This window comes from Paenibacillus sp. Y568, assembly GCF_059445545.1.
The window spans coordinates 99,353-118,429 of the sequence record NZ_JCAIUM010000012.1 but is presented as its reverse complement, the minus strand read 5'-3'; the positions used below and the strand labels follow the sequence as shown (position 1 = coordinate 118,429).

Below are 19,077 nucleotides of genomic sequence, written 5' to 3'. Positions count from 1 at the left end.
GATCCGAGGTGTTGTTGTCATTGTTTAATTACGTTATACGACGCATATTTATTGCGATACCAGTTCTTATTGGCGTAACTATTATTAATTTCATTATTATGAGTATGGCACCAGGGAGTCCTGTTGACATGCTGATTAGCCCACAGATTCCAGCAGAAGCATTAGCTGCAAAAAGAATAGAGCTAGGTCTCGATGCTCCAATCTATGTCCAATACTTCAGTTGGTTGAAACATTTGCTACAGGGTGACTTAGGGTTCTCGATGATTACTTATGAACCTGTTCTAAATATGATCGTCTCACGTATGGGACCTACATTATTGCTTATGGGAGTTTCCTTAATCATCGGAGTGGCTATAGCCATACCACTAGGCATATTGAGTGCTAGAAAGCAATATTCCAAATTAGATTATGCTGCAGTAACAGGTTCCTTTCTCGGCATATCTGTACCTAACTTTTTTCTTGGACTCGGGCTCATCTTTGTCTTCTCATTGTGGTTAAAAATTCTACCATCGAGTGGAATGACATCACTTGGCGGTGGAGGTGGGTTCAAAGATATATTACTGCATCTAATTATGCCGGTTATTGTACTTACGGCTAATGTTGCAGGACGAAACATAAGGTATGTTCGTTCAAGTATGTTGGAGATTATGGAACAAGATTATTTACGTACAGCCCGTGCAAAGGGACTTAAAGAAACTTTAGTTATTAATAGGCATGCTGTAAGAAATGCTTTGATTCCCATTATCACAGTACTCGGTATGGAAATTCCCATTCTATTTGGTGGAGCTGTTGTCATTGAACAGATCTTCTCGTGGCCTGGAATTGGTCAATTGACGATGTCCTCCATCATGAGTCGTGATTATTCTACGATTATGGGGCTCAATCTGACGGCTGCCGTCATTGTCATCATAGCTAATCTGTTGACAGATATAACGTATGCCCTGGTTGATCCGAGAATCAAATACAGTAAATAGAAAGCGGCGGTTTAATGAATTTATTTGAAAGATACTTCACAGGGCGTAAAGAACCGCAATTGGAACCGGATATGGGAATGGGATGGCCCGAGGGTGATGAAAGTACCATAAAGTTGTTTGCACGTCGGTTTAAGAAGCATAAACTTGCCGTTGCAGGACTTATTGTGATCATCATTATCACGTTGTGCGCGATATTCGCACCCTTAATCGCACCTTATGATCCTACTACGGTGACAGAAAGTTTCGGTGCTGCGCCATCAGCGGAACATCTCATGGGTACTGATCAGGTCGGACGTGATCAATTAAGTCGGCTTATTTATTCAGCTAGAGTATCTTTATCTGTTGGGATCGGATCCATTCTCATAGCAGTCGTTATTGGGACGGTTCTGGGTCTGATTTCGGGGTATTTCGGTGGTTGGGTTGATAGCCTTATTATGAGAATTACAGATGTGTTCATGGCTTTTCCCTATATTATGCTTATTCTTGTTGTTGCAAGTATTGTGGGGCCAGGACTTATGAATATGATCATTATATTAGGTGTGCTGGGTTGGCCAGGTGTCGCACGTTTAGTTAGAGGTAATGTACTAGCGATTAAAGAAACAGAGTATGTGAAGGCGAGTGTAGTGTTGGGATATTCAACGCCGAGAATACTATTCTCGCATATTCTTCCTAATACGGTGGCTCCTATTTTGATCTATGCTACCTCAGGAATAGCAGGTGCTATACTGGACGAGGCAGCATTGAGTTTCCTTGGCCTAGGTGTTCAACCTCCTACGCCAAGCTGGGGGAACATGCTTGCTAGTGCTCAATCTTTAACCGTATTGACATCACAACCTTGGTTGTGGATTCCACCTGGTGTCATGATCATATTGAGCGTATTATCGATTAACTTTGTGGGCGACGCCCTGCGAGATGCATTAGATCCAAAAAATAAAAAGTAAGAAGAACCGGTATTCCTGTAAGTGGGATGCTGGTTTTTTGACGAAAGGATATTGAAAATGGACGCTATATCTCAGAGAACGATCATACAACAAGCAATGGATTTCGTACGAACAGAATTAGAGAATGAGAGCAGTGGGCATGACTGGTATCACATCTATCGTGTGACTCAATCGGCAAAAGTGATTGCACAAGAAGAGGGAGCAGATCTCTTCGTATGTGAACTTGCATCTCTGCTTCATGATATTGCAGACCCTAAATTAAACGTTAGTGAAGAAATTGGGTTAAAGAGAGTGCAACATTGGTTGGAAGATCATGAGGTTCAAGCGGACACGATTAAACATGTCATGCAGATCATTTCCACGATGTCGTACAAGGGAGGCGGAAAACCTCCAATGTCAACTCTTGAAGGCAAAGTTGTGCAAGATGCGGATCGTCTGGATGCCATCGGGGCAATGGGGATTGCACGGGTCTTTGCATACTCCGGAGCAAAGGGGAGGAAACTTCATGATCCTTCCATAGATCCTCGGAAAGATATGACGGAAGAAGAATACCGGAATGGTGAAGATACAGCTATTAATCATTTTTACGAGAAACTTCTGAAGTTAAAAGACTTGATGAATACGAACTATGGCAGAACCTTGGCTATGGGCCGTCATCAATTTATGTTAGATTATCTAGATCGTTTCTACAGTGAATGGGATGGAAAGAAGTAAACCAAATACGATGAATTTTCCTATTGAGGAAGAATACGAAACTTTGAGAGACGTAAGAAGCCAATTAGTGATATCATTAAAGATAGTGCTAGGCATTAATATAGTTCACTTTATGATATGAATGATTGATATTGGGAGAGTCCACAGAGGCTTAGCGTTATACAACTTGCACTCATACTACTAGATATATAGAAAGGAACGTAGAATAATGACCTATAAAATGATTGTACTTGATTTGGACGATACGTTATTATGTGATGATCATACAATATCACCACGCACGAAGAAAGCATTGATGGACGCACAAGAGGCAGGGGTTAAAGTTGTTCTAGCATCAGGTCGCCCTACATTTGCAATGACACATATTGCTAAGGAATTAGAGTTAGAGAAATACGGAAGTTTTATTTTATCTTTTAATGGAGCCAAAATTATAAACTGCACCACCAACGAACAATTATTCAGTAGCACATTAACACCTGAAACGGTGCATGAGCTATACCATATTAGTAAAAAAGAAGAGGTTGGGATTCACACCTATATTGGGGACGATATCGTGACACCAGCAAACAATGAGTATACGGATATTGAAGGCCAAATCACAGGTATGCACATTATAGAAGCAGAAAATTTCATCGATGCCATTCAAGAACCTGTTGTAAAGGTGTTAATGGTAGGAGCACCAGAAAGATTGGTTAACTTGGAAAAGAAAATGCAACAACAACTCGAAGGTAAGTTGAATGTCGTACGTTCAAAACCCTATTTCTTAGAGTTCACCGAAGCGGGTGTAGATAAAGGAACAAGTTTGCATCATCTGATCAAGAAGCTAGATATTCAACAAGCAGAGGTTATTGCTATTGGAGACAGCTACAATGACCAAGCGATGATTGAATTCGCCGGACTAGGTGTCGCCATGGGAAATGCACCAGACGATATTAAAGCAATTGCGAATTATATCACCGATACGAACATGGAAGATGGCGTTGCAAAGGTCGTTGAGAAATTTATGTTGAACGAGATTGTACGCAATTAAAGCTATTCTTATTGTTGTCGAGCTAATAGAAAGGCTTTGCGACAATGAAATTAAAGAACCAGTCTACACGTTATTTTCGTGTAAAGACTGGTTCTTTTTAGTGATATTCAAGCTATAACTCGAAATGAGAAAACTTAAGATTTGACCGCTTTGATTAGGAATCGATGTTCATTTGTTTGAACGAAGCCATCTCGTTCGATTTTATCTTGTAGTAAATATAGTTGGTTAAAACATCTTTCCACTGAGAAATCAGGGAATTCCCATTCGATGATCTTCGCGTAATAGACTAACGCACCAATATCGTGAAATCGACGAGATAAGAAACATTCTCTTGCATCCAATATCGAAAATCCAGCAGTCACTAAATCATTCTTCGATTCTTCTAGATTGAACTCGGCATGAACATTGTTCGTATCATTTCCCAACAGAAATTTGGAAAGCTCACGGTTATTGCGCCCACCAACTTGCTGAGTAACAAACAACGCCCCAGGCTTCAGTATTCGGAATACTTCCTTGGCAGAAAACGACTCATGTCTATTAATAACTAGATCAAAGAAAGAATCCTCGAAGGGTAACTCCTCATCATGGAACACTTGCCTAACTTCAATCCCATAAGGTGGTAGTGTATTCTGGCATAACTCTACATTTGGAAGATATGTCTCAGTAGCATAGGTTGATCCTGCTGGCGGAGCGAGAGAGACCAGAAATTCACCACCCCCTGTACCCATATCTAACATCGTTGTGGATGGATTCATATAGGTGGTAACGATTTTTTTATAATCCCAAGGTGGATCTTGTGCTGTCGTCCGTTCTGAAATATAAGAGAAATCCCAGCCTTTAAAAGTCATTTGCTCTTCCGATTGCCACAATTTCTTTAATTCGTTAGTATTCATACTGTCATCCCCATTTCACAATGTTGTGGTAAATCCTGTGATGAGGCGCAGTTGACTGATAACTATTTCCTATAGCCCGGTACAATCTGTTATCAGATTATATCAACTGCACCGAGCAGTTACCGAATTTGAATCGCATCCTCTTGTTCACCATGCCTTTTAAACTAAAATATGACATAGTATTTAATTCGTCCTAGGGACTCATTTTCCTTTCGTGAAATCTATTAATATTTAAAATTTATCCGTTCCAATGGTAAGTAATTTGTACAACCCCAGAGGAGAATGTAGTTGTATTCACCATTTTTAAATTTATCTTTTGTTTTACATCAATAAACAATGGTTTGCCTTCTCCCAAAACAACAGGGTGAATAGATAATCTAAATTCATCAATAAGCCCCAAATGTATAAAAGTTGTAATGAGACTTGCTCCCCCATATAGCCAGATGTCTTTACCTGACTTGTTCTTCAATGAAGTTACTTCTTCAAGAATATGATCATTTATATATATTGCTTGATCATCAGTCGCTTGTTGTGTTTTGGAGAAAACATATTTCCTTTTACTATGAATCAAATTCCAAAGTTCCTTGTCAGTATTAGAGTCTTCCTCTTTGGGAGGATATTGTCCCCATAAATCATAGCTTTTTCTACCATAAAAAATGGTGTCAATTTGATTCAGAAATTCTCCGAACGCCATCTCCGTGTCCATAATGCACCAATCAATTTCTCCATTCGTCCCTTCAATAAACCCATCTAAAGTAACCGCTAGATCTAAAATTATTCTTCTCTGTCTTACGTTATTTTCCATAACTCTCTCACTCCTTGTTATTGTATTAAAATCATCATAAAATCTAATCACGACAATAATTGACGTTTAATATGGAGGTCTATATGAATAAATTTCAGCAATTAAATGCGGTGTGGCTATATATCAATCAAGCAAAAGTGTTTAATGCCAAGGACATCGCCGTGCAATTTAACATTTCAGAAAGAACGGTTCAACGGTACATTGCGGAGTTATCCGAACTGGGTTTACCCATTACCTCAGAAGCAGGAAGAGGTGGTGGTTATAGAGTCATGCCTAATAGATTATTACCTCCTATTTCTTTTACTCATGATGAAGTCTTTAGCATTTTTTTTGCTTATCAATCGATTGAACATATCCAAGGACTACCTTTTCAAGCCGATTACCATGCGGTCAGGAATAAACTAATGAATCAGACCGAAGTTAAGTTCAGAAGTGAATTAAGCGATCTAAGTGAATATATTGTATTTCTTACGCCACATCGACATTTCGAGAATCACTTTTTAAAAGAAATATTTATACATTCACGAAAAAAGGACACTATAATCATAGGTTATCAATCAAAGAATCAACAATCCGTGAAAAAGGTAATTCCCATCGGTTTGTATACATCAAAAGGTTTGTGGTATGCCCTAGCGTATGATGTTCCTAAAGATACAATCATTACTTTACGTGTAGATCGCATTAGTGACATGAAATTTGAACAATCGAACTTGGAGAGTCTACATTTACCAACGTTAAAAGAGTGGTTAAAGAATCAGGAGAATGAAAAAAGTTACGATTCTACAATTCAGTTTCATGTTGAATTAACGCGTGAAGGTGTAATGAAATGTCGGGATAATGAATTTTTAGAACAACATATTCATGAACATGATAACGGAACTGGATACGTAGAAATTGTTGTTCCGGAGACTGACCTTAACCATGTAACGGAATATTTTTTCACATTACATCAAGATGCCAAGATCATAAGACCTAAGGAAGCTGTCAACAGAACGTGTAAGATGGCAACAGCAATTTTGGCTCAATACAAAGGCTAAGCAGCTTATGAAGGAGAGAACATAATAACAATGAAGAGATGGACAATGATGCTTCTACTTTCAATAACGATGATCCTAGTTGTAGCATGTGGAAATAACACCAATAACGGTACCCCAAACACGGAAGAATCAGCTAAACAAAATAGTCTGGATGCCGTTAAAGCAAGCGGAAAGCTTAGTATCGGTACTGAGGGTACTTATGCCCCGTTTACATATCATGATTCGAATGGGGATCTAACAGGATTCGATGTAGAAATTGCGAGGGAAATAACGAGACGTATGGGCGTTACGCCTGAATTTATTGAGACGCAATGGGACGGGCTTATTGCGGGTATGGACGCTCAGCGGTTTCATGTGATTTTTAATGAGGTGTCTATTACAGATGAACGTAAAGTCAAATATGACTTCTCTGATCCTTATATTGTGTCTAGGGCATCGTTAATTGTCAGTACGAATAATACGGACATTAAGAGCTTTGCTGATTTAAAAGGTAAAAAGTCGGGACAATCCCTAACTAGTAACCTCTCCGAGATTGCTCGTGAGAATGGCGCAGAAATTGTGGCTGTTGATGGATTTAATCAAGCCGTTGATCTATTGAGCTCGGGACGTATTGATGCAACCGTTAATGACAGCTTATCCTATCTAGATTTAAAGAAACAAAAACCTGATGTGAAGATCAAGCAGGTCGATGAAGTTGCAAACGGATCTCAAAGCGCTGCCTTATTTCTCAAAGGGAATGATGAACTTGTCCAAGCAGTTAATCAAGCGCTAACGGAAATGAAAAAGGATGGGACGTATTTAAACATTTCTGAGAAGTATTTTGGAGAGGACGTTTCTAAATAATAGAGGGACTAAGGCTAACTTTATGCCAAAAGATCCAAGAAGGATGTCTGACAATGGATGAACGTCAAATTCAAATCATCATGGATTCATTGCTACCTCTGCTTAAAGCGGGGGTGGCTTTTACCACTCCCTTAACATTGATTTCATTTGTCATCGGGTTATTATTGGCCGTACTAACCGCGCTTGTTCGTATTTCCTCATGGACGATTCTTAAGTTAATCTTTCGGTTCTACGTATGGGTCATTCGTGGGACTCCACTCCTTGTACAGTTATTTATTATTTTTTACGGATTACCGGCCATTGGGATTACATTGGAACCATTAACAGCAGCTATTATTGGATTCTCGCTTAGCGTCGGTGCCTATTCCTCAGAGATCGTGCGTGCTGCTATTCAATCCATATCCAAAGGGCAATGGGAAGCTGCATTCTCTGTTGGTATGACAAGGGGACAGGCACTGCGGCGAGTTATATTACCACAAGCTACGAGGGTATCCGTTCCGCCTCTAGCTAACACGTTCATTGGGTTAGTTAAAGATACATCGCTTGCAGCAAGTATCACGTATATGGAATTATTCAGAACGTCACAACAGATCGTAGCTACAACGTACGAGCCACTTTTGTTGTATTGTGAAGTTGGTATCATCTATCTGTTATTCTGTACGGTTCTGTCTACACTACAGAACTACCTTGAGAGACGGTTGTCTAGATACTCTGCGAGTTAAAGGAGGAGAACCCATTGATTGAGATCCTTGATTTACATAAATATTTTGGCGAAATAAATGTACTAAAAGGGATTGATGTGAAGCTAGAAGATGGCAAAGTACTTGTCATTATAGGTCCCTCGGGTTCAGGGAAAACCACATTATTACGTTGCTTTAACTTACTAGAGATTCCCGATCGTGGGAGTATAGCGCTTGGTGATACGAAGCTGAGTTTTACAGAATCGAGGAAAATATCACAAAACAACATTGTAGCTTTTCGTAGAAAGACAGGCATGGTCTTTCAGTCGTACAACCTATTTCCACACATGACTGTGTTAGGTAACGTGATGGAAGGACAGATCACGGTACAGAAACGATCGAAAGAAGAAGCACGCAAACGTGCGTTGGTTCTTCTAGATAAGGTGGGGCTTGCTGATAGGTCGGACTACTATCCGCATCAGTTGTCCGGTGGGCAACAGCAACGCGTAGGGATTGCTCGAGCGATGGCAGTTGAACCAGAGGTACTGCTGTTCGATGAACCCACATCGGCACTTGACCCTGAATTAGTAGGAGAAGTGTTGAAGGTGATTAAACAATTGGCAGCGGAAGGGATGACGATGGTTATTGTTACCCATGAAATGAAGTTTGCGGCAGATGTCGCAGATCAGATTATATTATTGGAAGATGGTCATGTCGTAGAAGAAGGACCACCGCAGGACGTCCTTGTGCATCCGAAAAGCCAACGTGCAATGCAATTTCTCAACCGGCTGAGTGGTGAAGCGGATTAACTGCTAACATGAAATATCGAACTCCGATAACCACGATGAACTGTGGTTTTTTGAGTTTTTTGAGTTGCAAGTTTATGAGGTACAGTTAAATTCGTCAAAAAATAGAATTATAGTTATAAACAATAGAAATGTTCAGTCAAAAAACGTGTAAAAGAAACAATAATTACCAAAATAATACTCCAAAAATGACAAATAATGTGTTAGAGTATGATAAATATCATAGATACATATAGGACATGTGTGAGATTCGATGTCGTAATGGAGGGGAGACATGAAGGTAAGTATTGTTGTGTTAGCTCAACATATTGAGTTCTTAAAAGAATGCCTCAACCGCATTAAACGTTTTACTGACTGTTCTTATGAATTGATAGTCGTCAATGATGGTGGTGGACCTTTTATGGGAGAGTGGCTAGAACAGCAATGTACAATTCGAACGATAACAGCTCATAATCCTATCGGTGTAGCATCAGGATATAACGCTGGAGCAAGGGCGACAACTGGTGATATTATTGTCTTTCTTCGTGATTATGTTAGTGTGTCAGAACGCTGGTTAACCTGCTTGTTATCCTGTTTGGCTAAGCATAGTGATGCAGGTATGGTTGGACCGATGTCCAATGATGTTAGTGGCAGTCAAAGAGTTCCCTATACCTGTGAATCGTTACAACAATTTGATAGGGTAGCTCATGCTATGACTCTTACTAGAGCAGGAGAAACAAGAAAAGTGACGAGGATACTTAGTCAGCTCTTTGTAATACGTAAAGAAACGTTCACAGAACTGAGAGGATTCGATGAACGATTTGGTCTGGAGACCTATGAGGATGACGATATTTGTTATCGTGCACTTCAACAAGGTTATAGTCTCTATATTTCTGAAGATTGTTTCGTTCATACGGCTACACAACTAGAGGTACATAATGATCCACAAGGGTATGTTAAGCAGTTGCAGACGAATAAAAAGAGAGCATTCGAGAAATGGGGAATGGATCTTACAGACGCGTTGGATCAATGGGAATATCCAATAACGGTAAGCCTCTGTATGATCGTCAAGAACGAGGAACAAACGTTAGATCGTTGTCTCTTAAGCATATGTGATGTCGTTCATGAGATCATCATTATCGATACAGGCTCGGATGATCGTACGAAGGAAATTGCTACTCGTTATACCGATCAAGTATACGATTTCGAATGGGTCAATGATTTCGGCAAAGCACGCAATTATGCTTTTAGTCTGGCAACTAAAGAGTTCATTTTGTGGATGGATGCAGATGATATTATGCTGCCTGAGGATGCTACGAATTTCTACAAACTTGTTAACGCTTTAAAGTGGGATATAGACGCAGTATCTATGCATTACAATCTAGGTTTAGATACAGATAATAATGTAACTTCGAGTCTTCGGAGAAATCGCCTTGTGAAACGGGACAAAGGATTCCAGTGGATTGGAGCTGTTCACGAATATCTAGAGGTTCATGGTCAAATCCTTCATTCTGATATTTCGATAACACATAAGCGTGAACATACGAATGTTCAACGAAATCTATCCATTTATGAGCAACGAGAGAACGAGGGGGTCCGGTTCACTGCACGGGATCTGTATTACTATGGCAACGAATTGTCAGATCATAAATTATGGGAACGGGCAGTTAAAGTGTACGAGTTATTTCTAGAGAGTTCTACGGGCTGGGTCGAAGACAAGATTGTGGCTTGTGGGCGTGCGGCGGATGCTTTGCATGCTCTTGGACGCACAAGTGAAGCTAAGGATAAGATTCTATTATCTTTCGCATATTCTTATCCGAGGGCAGAGAATTGTTGTAGAATCGGCAGCTACTTTATATACGAAGAGGACTATGAGGCGGCAATTCCGTGGTACAGACAGGCAACAGAAATAGGTCGGCCTATTGATCAAGGGACGCTTCAGATGCATGACTATTGGACTTGGATACCTCATCTGCAATTATGTCTATGTTACGATCGGTTGGCTCAATATGAAGAGGCTAGTCGTCATAACGAAGTTGCAGCAGGATATGTTCCGACAAATAATATTGTTATGGCGAATCGACACTATTTTACAAGTATGAATGTTTATCGTGAAGAGATGAGTAACTAATATAAATTCATTGGAGGTTTCTATTTTGAACCATAAGAATGTAAAAAAACAAGAACGAGCTTTGAAGAAATATAGGAATTACATACATGCGAATGATAAGAAGCAACCTATTGCTAAAACCATGTTGGCATTTCTATTAGTAACTCAATTATCAGGTAGTCTTACGGGTCTACAGTCTTTTGGAGTAGGCGTTGCCAGCGCAGCAACCTCGAAGTTCTCAGATGTTAATCCGAGTTCATGGGCTTATAAAAATATAACAAAAGCGGCTGCTTTGGGAATTGTTGAAGGGGACAAAATGGGTCTTTTCAATCCCAACAGTCCCGTAAGTCAACAAGAAGCTGTAGTTATGATGATCCGTCTACTTGGTATAGAGGGCCCACCTACAAATACGACCAAGTTAAGTCTACAAGTGGATGATTGGGCTCAAGATTGGCTCTCACTGGCGATCGATAAGAAACTAGTAGTTATTGGTGAAGAGATCGGGACACCGGTTGCTTCATGGGGCAAGACAGCAGCAAGCCGCGAGTGGATTACAAAGATTCTTATTCGTACATTAGGTAAAGAGAACGAAGCTCTAACATTGAGCAATAGCAGTTCATCCTTCAGTGATAATGTGTTCATCTCACAATCCAATGTGGGGTATGTTAATGCTGCTGTTAAATTAGGCATCATTAGTGGGTATCCAGACAACAACTTTAAACCAAAAGATTCAATGACTCGATCTCAGATGGCAAGTATACTGGGAAATGCAGAACAATATGCTAGTAATCTAAAAGACCGGGTGGTACGCGGAACGGTCTTAAAGATTACCTCTGATAGTATTACCGTGTCAAACAACGGTGGAGAGACTAAACAACTTCAACTAAATTCCGATTCTTTTGTTTACGGTCAGAATGGGATTGGTACAGCTATAGAAATAGGACAAGCAGTCACTTTGGTATATTCTGGGGGCATTGCTTATTTCGTTGAAGTAACAGCAACTCCAATAAGTGAAATCGTAATTCCAGGTGTTAAAGGAGACAAAGGTGATTCAGGTTCAACAGGTGCTACAGGATCAACAGGTGCTTCTGGAGCCACAGGTGCCACAGGAGCAACGGGAGCAACTGGGCCAGCAGGTCCTGCTGGAGCAGGTTTAAATGGGATACTTACATTTGATCTTGTGGCCTCATCAGGCTATTTGGTGAATCAAGTTGTAACTTACAATAACAGCACATATGTAGTGAACAAAACATCGCCATCCGGTACGCCAGGTAGTTCCTCCGATTATACAGTTCTAGCAGCGGCTGGAGCGAATGGTGTTGATGGTGCAGTTGGAGCAACAGGAGCGCAAGGGATCCAAGGACTTCAAGGAGTCACGGGAGCTATAGGTCCTACAGGAGCAACAGGAGCACAGGGTATTCAGGGGAACTCGGGAGCTACGGGTGCAGTAGGACCACAAGGAACGCAAGGGATTCAAGGAATTCAAGGGGTCACAGGACCTTCTGGTGCTACAGGAGCGATAGGTGCAACAGGAGCGATAGGTGTTACAGGACCGCAAGGAATCCAAGGAATTCAAGGAGCTACAGGTCCAGTAGGCCCAGCAGGCCCAGCTGGAACTGGTGGAGGGGCAGGCAGTATTCTTCCGTTTTCTTCTGGGTCACCTATCACTATGACTACTATAATGGGAGGGTTACCTGGTAGTGTAGGTGTACTTGGTAATGGAAGCTCGAACAGTTCACTTACTGATGTTGGTGGAAGCATTGATATTACAGGGTCACCTTCAGCGGTTATTAATTATGCGTTTGTAGTTCCACGTAATGGGAGTATTACGGGCATTTCGGGCTTTTTTAGCAATACCACTGCTATGGCGATGATAGGGACAACTTTAACCATCCATGCGCAATTATATAAATCAACATCTAATTCCAATATATTTAATCCTATCTCAGGTGCATCTGTAGACTTGCCACCACTAACAGGGGTTCTATCAATTGGTTCTGTTACATCAGGGACATCGCCAATCTTAAACATACCTGTAGCAGCTGGTGACCGCCTAATGTTAGTTTTCTCATCAACGGCTACGGGTTTAACTCTGTTAAATACAGTAAGTGGCTACGCCAGTGCAGGCGTTACAATTGAGTAAAGTCATAAATTAAGATCTCAAATTTACGGAGGACTGTAACTATTATGAAGAAAAAATGGCTACTTGTTATATGTTTCACAACAATTCAATTATTCTCTCCCCTCCTGACAACTACTCAAGCACAAGGGAGTTCAGCTTTATTAGACACACTTATCGAATTAAACGATGAAGCATTGATCAATAGTGCGGACCAAGACAACCTAGAATTATCTGATCTGGAATCACCCAGCGCACCCACATTGTCATGGACTCGGAATATGACAGACAGTATACGCCTTGAATGGACACCAGCAACAGATAATATCGGAGTAAGCCGTTACCAAGTGTATGAGGAGATTCCGGTGATCACGAGTGTTACATCAGCAACGTACTCAAATTTAGTAACAACGGTATTCTCCGCGACGTATTCGGTGAACATGACGGAATTAACGGCTGGAAGATCTTATACTTTTTCTGTGAAAGCCGTAGATGCTGTAGGAAATGAATCAGAAGCGAGTAATTCGGTGACTGTATTCTTAAAAAAAGAGGATTCTCAGGTTGGAACAACAATCTCGATGGGAAGCTTTCATTCGATGCATACTTTAGCGATCAAGAGAGATGGTACGCTTTGGGCGTGGGGTAATAATAAGGAAGGGAATTTAGGAGATGGGAGTTCCGATTATAGCTTCGTTCCTGTACAAACGCTCCAAATGAGTTCGGTTATAGCTACTTCTGTGGGACAGAATCATTCTCTAGCCCTTAAAGAGAATGGCACAGTGTGGGCTTGGGGTGCAAATACGGAAGGGGAATTAGGTGACGGTACCGTTAAGAATTCGCTTGTTCCTACTCAAGTTGCAGAGTTAACCGATATTATAGCAATACAAGCAGGCAGACAACATTCCTTAGCTTTAAAAAGGGATGGAACGGTATGGGCATGGGGTTCAAATATCTATGGTCAACTTGGCGATGGAACGACTATCAATCGCTTAACTCCTGTACAAGTAGCGGGTCTGGACTCTATAACGTCTATTTCTGGTGGAGACTTTCACAGTATGGCAGTTAAAAGTGATGGATCGGCGTATGCGTGGGGATCTAATGGATATGCTCAATTAGGTGATGGCACGACAGAGAACCATGTGACACCATTACAGATTCTAGGATTAAATGACGTTAAGGCTCTATCAGGTGGAATCTTCCACAGTATTGCGCTAAAAAAGGATGGTACGGTATGGACATGGGGAGATAATAGTTATGGGGAACTTGGGAGTGGAACCTTGACGAATCATTCATCTCCTATACAGGTTCCCACGCTAAATGATATCACTCAGATCTCTGCTGGAGGTGTTCATAGTATGGCTCTTCAAAGTGATGGTACGGTATGGGCATGGGGGTTCAATGGGTATGGTCAAATCGGTGACGGTTCAACTACTACAAGATTACTCCCAACGAAGTCAGTTATACATGATTCAATCAGCTCCATCTCAGCTGGGTATATGAGCAATAGTGTGGTAAGTAGTAATGATACAATCTTTACTTGGGGATGGAATGGATTTGGGCTATTGGGAAATGGTACTGAACATGATTCTATCAATCCACAAGAAGTGAAGGTTGTACCTCAAGTCGGAGACTTGTCCTTAAAAAAAAAGACTGAATAATTTTAAAAGGACAGCGAGTAATCGCTGTCCTTTTTTTGATTTTTTAAATAACGAGGGATGATAACGATAATTCATGGTTTCATCAAACTATATACACTGGCAAGCGTTTTTAATATAGATCGCTTCTTAATCAAGGTGTCATGTCGTACATATTGGAGAAAACAGATGTCCGGAGGTATCACATTAAATGAGATTCTACACAGATCCCAAAGGGGAAGCCTACAAACTTCTCATAGATTTTGTGGTTGAACGTACAGATAAATTCGTCCTTTCAGAGATGGATCCCGCCACAGAAAATAGAAAACGATACGTTGAGTTGATGCGTAAATTAGAGCCTTTTTTAATAGAACAATGTACGATGGAGGAAATGCAGAGAAAGAGTGGGTCCAACTATTTCGAAGGTACTTACTATAAATATCGGTGCTGTAAGGATGCTGGAAGTGTGTTGAAGGAAGCAGTTAATGGCTTATACGACTGGTTACAACCGAATATGCTGGAGGATCTATGTTTTTGGGATTCAAATGGAGCGGACTATCTTTACACCATTGCTCATGAGGAAGTATGCGGTATGTATACCTAAAAGTACGATTTATTATTAAATCGCATTCCCCCTGAAATAGGTAGGTTGAAGCAATTAGAGTGTTTAAACATTAGTTACACGGGGATTGAAGAATTACCACTCGAGTTGGAACGGTTAACTAGGCTTCGATTTTTGAATGTAAGCAATAGCTTGATTAAGACTAAGCCAACATTTATATCCGTATGTCAAATTTAGAGTATGTTAATTTATCGGATCATCTAACCGGAGTGAATGAAATTAAACGTCATTAAAGATCAATTTTTGCGTGTTAGACATGGTTCTATTCTTGTTCATAAATATTAATGAAGTGAGGTTAATACGATGAAAATATCTATTCGCGTGAGTATCACAATAGTTATATTCTTAATGTGCTTCATGATGACAGGTTGTACCTCACAAAATGCATCTGATAATACTCAACCAGCAGAACCTGTAAATACCATAGCAATGGAGTCGCCTAAGGTAACAGAATCGAAAGAAGAGAGAGTATATTCTATCGTTAAAGAAATCAATATTGAAGAGAAAATGAAGGAAATACTACCACTAATCGCTAACATCAACTGGCATACATACAATGAGACGAGTGGTGAACAAACCATGGAACTAATAGAATTCCTTTACTTGAACCAAAAGTATATCGATGCTGCCAATTTCCCGAATCTTATTCTGGCTACGAAGGGATTGGATGGTGCATGGAGCGAATCTTTTGCAGCAATTGTTGGAGGGTTATTTACTAGAGACAGAGATGAGTTTATTAAAGCGTTAGCAGATACGGTTGATTTAAGTCAAAGGAAAAAGGTTATTGAATATATTGCCTACAATCTTCGTTATCAGGATGTGAAACCAATCATAGAGGAATTGAAACAGTTGAGTACTAATGATGAGGTTAGTTCTGGTGAAAGAGAAGTTATTAAGGCCTTAATACTGAATTTAGAAAGACCTTATTAAAAGAAAAGGGCAAAAGCGCGAAAAACGTGCTTCTGTCCTTATAGCTATCAAAGATTATTCTTTTAACCTTTTTATTTCCTTGATTAAAGCTTTGACTGTATGACCATTCATCCGCATAGCTAGACTATCAATATTAGCCATATCCTCCTGATATGCTGATAAAACATAGTTGTCATTAACAATGTAATAGGTTCCATATCTCGTAAAGAAATAATTTCCTTCAGGATATTTAGATGGCTTTTTTATCGCGGTGATTATTTTCATTCCAGGTTGTAAGTTGGGTTCCATATCTTTGAAATCAGCATTGTATATAAGATTAATATGATCAGGGACGGGTTCACCAAGAATAATTGTATCGACGATAACTTCATATGGTGTAAAAGAAGGTTGGTAAGTAGGTATACCCAAGTTTTGATCTTTCTCTCTTAATTGAGCTTCAGGTGTTCCAGAGTCAATGATATCTAACTTATAGTTTGGTAAAGCATCCACAACATCAGCTATAATAACGGTTTCTGTATTATTTAGGACTTCTTCAAAACTAAGAGGACGGGCATTAATATTCTCAGAATATTTATTCGTGACAGGATATTGAGTACGTAATTCATTTATTCGTTCTTGTGTAAGAGAATTGGAGCGACCATTTATTAGCACTGTAGTGATAATAACGATGAATAAAAGACAAGGTGCTATTAAGAATAACCTTTTCTTCCATTGTTTCATTATTATTAATTCTCTCCTTTTTTGTTGGAATTAAGAATTCGTTTGTAAGTCTCAATTGCAAGGGCACGGGAGCCTTTGAGGTCAACTAGAGCTTCAGGTTGAGGAAGATGAATATCTTTATTGGATAGGTGTGCTAGTTCAGGCATCCATCTTCGAATATAGGTTCCTTCTGGATCATGGGTTTGAGACTGAGTTACGGGATTCATGACTCGGAAGTATGGGGATGCATCAAATCCTAACGATGAACTCCAGAGCCATCCCCCACGGTTCAACACGTTATCGTAGTCACTTAATTTCAGACGGAAATAACGTTCACCGTAAATAAATGGGCATCCTAGATTCTTCGTTAAGAACATCGCAGTGATCATTCGCAGCCGGTTAGGCATCCATCCGGTTTCATTAAGTTGTCTCATCGCAGCATCAATGATTGGGACTCCTGTCTGTCCTTCAGCCCAAGCGGGGAAATGAACTGTACTAAGATCGGAGAAATCGAATATCTTCTCATATCTAAAGTAGTCTGGATTCAATTGAGCTTGGTATAAGTAGAAATCACGCCACGCCAGTTGTCGCAGCCATGCCTCGGCATGTGCATCTTCATCCACGCCTGTAAGGTTATAATAGATATCGCGTACTGATAAAGCCCCGATATTTAAATGACGGCTTATTTGACTAGTCCCATCCTTGGCATATTGGTCGCGGTTATTCGAATAGTCGTATATCCCTACATTGAAGAACTGTTCAAGCGTTTGAAACGGATGATCACGATCTGTTTCTATCGTTGATTGATTTTCTCCGCGCAAAAGATTTGCTATCTCTTCTGGTATAGGAAATGTGCTCTTCGTCTCGTCGGCCAGATCAGTAGTTTCTAGATCATTAAGCGTTGCGGAATAAGGGGGTCTTGACTGTTCACTGATAAAGACACGCCAGCGCCGATAGAATGGAGTGAACACTTTATAAGGTTCAGTTCGCCCGCTCCACTGTGTGAAGTCTTGTAGATCAGCCAGTGTCCCATCCTCATAGGAAGTTAACTTGACTCCTTGTGAAGATGCGGTCTCCCGAAGATCAAGGTCACGCTTCAGCGCATAGGGCGTATGATCAGCATGAATGATGATCTCATCTATGGGGTGGTTCTGTAAGAGTTGCCGAACGACCACAGAGGGCTCTCCGTATAAAATATGAAGGTGTTTGCCTAAGATATCATATTGTTGTTGCAGTAATTTAACATGATGAAGGAAATTAACACCACTATGTTCAAGTCCCCTGTGATTCCGCAATAGAAAAGAGTCAAGAATGAGTACATGCAGACTTGGACGCTGGGCATATCGTATAGCATCAAAAGCTGGAAGGTCGTTGATGCGCAGATCTTTACGATGGATGAAAAGGATCATGAATGCTATCTCCTTAGCGAAAGTATATTGAACAAGTATATGCGTAACATAAAGTATGTATTAAATAAGCGAAAATATCAAAGTGTTATGCCAGTGTTAACCCAATATAAGTGAATTGTAAATGTTGTTATTAGTTGAACTATTGATATAAATTTATTATTTGTGTTAACATACTGAATGAACGTTCAGTATAATTGATGGCGATCTATTCGTTAAGTAGCGGAATGGAGTGGAACTATGTGAATAAAAAGCAGTTGCAAAGTGAAGATACGAAGAGAAGAGTTGCGGATGCTGCAAGAAGCCTATTTGTACAAAAGGGTTATAAGGCAACTTCGATTGAAGATATCGTAGGAGCAACAGGTAGTAGTAAAGGAAATATCTATTATCATTTTAAAAGTAAGGAAGGGTTGTTTCTCTATTTAATCGATGAGTGGGATCAGGAATGGGAGCAACAATGGAAAGAAAAAGAATCACTCTATGAAACAACGACAGACAAGATGTATGGGGTTGCTGAACAAATGGTACTTCAAGATTTAAACCATCCCTTAACCAAAGCAGCAGATGAATTTTTCAATAGTGAAGAGAAGGCAAGTGATGTTGAAGAAAGAATAATGGAAATGGTGAATGGGCATCTTAACTTCTATCAAAAATTGATACAACAAGGAATAGATCGCGGTGAATTCAAGGCGAACAATGTTGAGAGTCTTTCGGTTATTTTTGAAAGTTTAACAATGGGGCTTAGTCAAATGTCTCGTAAGTTAAACCAAAAGGATGCACTCTCCCTATATCATTTAGCAGTTAAAGTCTTTCTATATGGGATTGCAAAAGAAACAGACTAGTTTTTAATTAGAA

The 19,077-nt window shown here is 40.1% G+C and carries 18 protein-coding genes; 14 read left to right on the top strand and 4 right to left on the bottom strand.

Annotation, left to right across the window (positions count from 1 at the left end; genetic code table 11):
* The first annotated feature begins 20 nt into the window (after positions 1–20).
* From AC1D7X_RS17525 to AC1D7X_RS17510, 4 genes are all read left to right on the top strand, one after another.
* Positions 21–974 carry an ABC transporter permease gene (locus tag AC1D7X_RS17525; RefSeq protein ID WP_495475779.1) on the top strand — a complete coding sequence of 318 codons (954 nt, stop codon included), beginning with the start codon at positions 21–23 and terminating at the stop codon, positions 972–974.
* A 71-nt stretch (positions 975–1,045) separates the two neighbouring features.
* A complete protein-coding gene (gene opp4C / locus AC1D7X_RS17520) occupies positions 1,046–1,915 on the top strand; it encodes an oligopeptide ABC transporter permease (protein ID WP_495475800.1) in 870 nt (289 codons plus the stop codon).
* Positions 1,916–1,972: 57 nt separating this feature from the next.
* Positions 1,973–2,629: an HD domain-containing protein gene (locus AC1D7X_RS17515; RefSeq protein ID WP_495475778.1), complete on the top strand. Its 657-nt coding sequence runs from the start codon at positions 1,973–1,975 to the stop codon at positions 2,627–2,629.
* A 208-nt stretch (positions 2,630–2,837) separates the two neighbouring features.
* A complete protein-coding gene (locus tag AC1D7X_RS17510) occupies positions 2,838–3,659 on the top strand; it encodes a Cof-type HAD-IIB family hydrolase (RefSeq protein WP_495475777.1) in 822 nt (273 codons plus the stop codon).
* 134 nt (positions 3,660–3,793) lie between these two features.
* On the opposite strand, the gene AC1D7X_RS17505 is transcribed toward AC1D7X_RS17510, so the two are convergent.
* Positions 3,794–4,552, bottom strand: coding sequence for a class I SAM-dependent methyltransferase (locus AC1D7X_RS17505; protein WP_495475776.1), 759 nt, complete (start codon positions 4,550–4,552; stop codon positions 3,794–3,796).
* A 238-nt stretch (positions 4,553–4,790) separates the two neighbouring features.
* Positions 4,791–5,357, bottom strand: a complete 567-nt coding sequence (locus AC1D7X_RS17500) for a dihydrofolate reductase family protein (protein WP_495475775.1) — start codon at positions 5,355–5,357, stop codon at positions 4,791–4,793.
* A gap of 83 nt (positions 5,358–5,440) precedes the next feature.
* On the opposite strand from AC1D7X_RS17500, the gene AC1D7X_RS17495 reads away from it, so the two are divergent.
* From AC1D7X_RS17495 to AC1D7X_RS17455, 9 genes are all read left to right on the top strand, one after another.
* Positions 5,441–6,394, top strand: coding sequence for a helix-turn-helix transcriptional regulator (locus tag AC1D7X_RS17495; protein WP_495475774.1), 954 nt, complete (start codon positions 5,441–5,443; stop codon positions 6,392–6,394).
* Between the two features lie 30 nt (positions 6,395–6,424).
* Positions 6,425–7,237 carry an amino acid ABC transporter substrate-binding protein gene (locus tag AC1D7X_RS17490; RefSeq protein ID WP_495475773.1) on the top strand — a complete coding sequence of 271 codons (813 nt, stop codon included), beginning with the start codon at positions 6,425–6,427 and terminating at the stop codon, positions 7,235–7,237.
* A 53-nt stretch (positions 7,238–7,290) separates the two neighbouring features.
* The gene (locus AC1D7X_RS17485; protein WP_495475772.1) at positions 7,291–7,959 is read left to right on the top strand and encodes an amino acid ABC transporter permease; all 669 of its coding nucleotides are present in this window, start codon (positions 7,291–7,293) and stop codon (positions 7,957–7,959) included.
* 14 nt (positions 7,960–7,973) lie between these two features.
* A complete protein-coding gene (locus AC1D7X_RS17480) occupies positions 7,974–8,726 on the top strand; it encodes an amino acid ABC transporter ATP-binding protein (RefSeq protein WP_495475771.1) in 753 nt (250 codons plus the stop codon).
* Between the two features lie 271 nt (positions 8,727–8,997).
* Entirely contained in the window at positions 8,998–10,833 is a 1,836-nt protein-coding gene (locus AC1D7X_RS17475; protein ID WP_495475770.1) for a glycosyltransferase, read from the top strand.
* A 25-nt stretch (positions 10,834–10,858) separates the two neighbouring features.
* Positions 10,859–12,955 (top strand): exosporium glycoprotein BclB-related protein, encoded by a 2,097-nt coding sequence (locus AC1D7X_RS17470; RefSeq protein WP_495475769.1) that lies wholly within the window; start codon positions 10,859–10,861, stop codon positions 12,953–12,955.
* A 44-nt stretch (positions 12,956–12,999) separates the two neighbouring features.
* Positions 13,000–14,589 carry an RCC1 domain-containing protein gene (locus tag AC1D7X_RS17465; protein WP_495475768.1) on the top strand — a complete coding sequence of 530 codons (1,590 nt, stop codon included), beginning with the start codon at positions 13,000–13,002 and terminating at the stop codon, positions 14,587–14,589.
* 187 nt (positions 14,590–14,776) lie between these two features.
* A complete protein-coding gene (locus AC1D7X_RS17460; RefSeq protein WP_495457582.1) occupies positions 14,777–15,169 on the top strand; it encodes a hypothetical protein in 393 nt (130 codons plus the stop codon).
* A 321-nt stretch (positions 15,170–15,490) separates the two neighbouring features.
* On the top strand, positions 15,491–16,117 hold the full coding sequence (locus tag AC1D7X_RS17455) for a hypothetical protein (RefSeq protein ID WP_495457583.1): 627 nt from the start codon (positions 15,491–15,493) through the stop codon (positions 16,115–16,117).
* Positions 16,118–16,171: 54 nt separating this feature from the next.
* Here AC1D7X_RS17455 and AC1D7X_RS17450 read toward each other — a convergent pair whose 3' ends face one another.
* Together AC1D7X_RS17450 and AC1D7X_RS17445 are read right to left on the bottom strand one after the other, a co-directional pair.
* The gene (locus AC1D7X_RS17450) at positions 16,172–16,837 is read right to left on the bottom strand and encodes a hypothetical protein (protein ID WP_495475767.1); all 666 of its coding nucleotides are present in this window, start codon (positions 16,835–16,837) and stop codon (positions 16,172–16,174) included.
* A gap of 5 nt (positions 16,838–16,842) precedes the next feature.
* Positions 16,843–18,225, bottom strand: coding sequence for a cryptochrome/photolyase family protein (locus AC1D7X_RS17445; protein ID WP_495475766.1), 1,383 nt, complete (start codon positions 18,223–18,225; stop codon positions 16,843–16,845).
* A gap of 239 nt (positions 18,226–18,464) precedes the next feature.
* On the opposite strand from AC1D7X_RS17445, the gene AC1D7X_RS17440 reads away from it, so the two are divergent.
* Positions 18,465–19,064 (top strand): TetR/AcrR family transcriptional regulator, encoded by a 600-nt coding sequence (locus tag AC1D7X_RS17440; RefSeq protein ID WP_495457665.1) that lies wholly within the window; start codon positions 18,465–18,467, stop codon positions 19,062–19,064.
* Positions 19,065–19,077 lie beyond the last annotated feature (13 nt).

Bases quoted from the DNA above. Each gene is read 5' to 3' on its own strand.
- AC1D7X_RS17445 (WP_495475766.1), bottom strand. From the start codon at position 18,225: ATGATCCTTTTCATCCATCGTAAAGATCTGCGCATCAACGACCTTCCA.
- AC1D7X_RS17475 (WP_495475770.1), top strand. From the start codon at position 8,998: ATGAAGGTAAGTATTGTTGTGTTAGCTCAACATATTGAGTTCTTAAAA.
- AC1D7X_RS17510 (WP_495475777.1), top strand. From the start codon at position 2,838: ATGACCTATAAAATGATTGTACTTGATTTGGACGATACGTTATTATGT.
- AC1D7X_RS17460 (WP_495457582.1), top strand. From the start codon at position 14,777: ATGAGATTCTACACAGATCCCAAAGGGGAAGCCTACAAACTTCTCATA.
- AC1D7X_RS17515 (WP_495475778.1), top strand. From the start codon at position 1,973: ATGGACGCTATATCTCAGAGAACGATCATACAACAAGCAATGGATTTC.
- opp4C (WP_495475800.1), top strand. From the start codon at position 1,046: ATGGGAATGGGATGGCCCGAGGGTGATGAAAGTACCATAAAGTTGTTT.
- AC1D7X_RS17505 (WP_495475776.1), bottom strand. From the start codon at position 4,552: ATGAATACTAACGAATTAAAGAAATTGTGGCAATCGGAAGAGCAAATG.
- AC1D7X_RS17500 (WP_495475775.1), bottom strand. From the start codon at position 5,357: ATGGAAAATAACGTAAGACAGAGAAGAATAATTTTAGATCTAGCGGTT.
- AC1D7X_RS17490 (WP_495475773.1), top strand. From the start codon at position 6,425: ATGAAGAGATGGACAATGATGCTTCTACTTTCAATAACGATGATCCTA.
- AC1D7X_RS17465 (WP_495475768.1), top strand. From the start codon at position 13,000: ATGAAGAAAAAATGGCTACTTGTTATATGTTTCACAACAATTCAATTA.
- AC1D7X_RS17495 (WP_495475774.1), top strand. From the start codon at position 5,441: ATGAATAAATTTCAGCAATTAAATGCGGTGTGGCTATATATCAATCAA.
- AC1D7X_RS17485 (WP_495475772.1), top strand. From the start codon at position 7,291: ATGGATGAACGTCAAATTCAAATCATCATGGATTCATTGCTACCTCTG.
- AC1D7X_RS17450 (WP_495475767.1), bottom strand. From the start codon at position 16,837: ATGAAACAATGGAAGAAAAGGTTATTCTTAATAGCACCTTGTCTTTTA.
- AC1D7X_RS17455 (WP_495457583.1), top strand. From the start codon at position 15,491: ATGAAAATATCTATTCGCGTGAGTATCACAATAGTTATATTCTTAATG.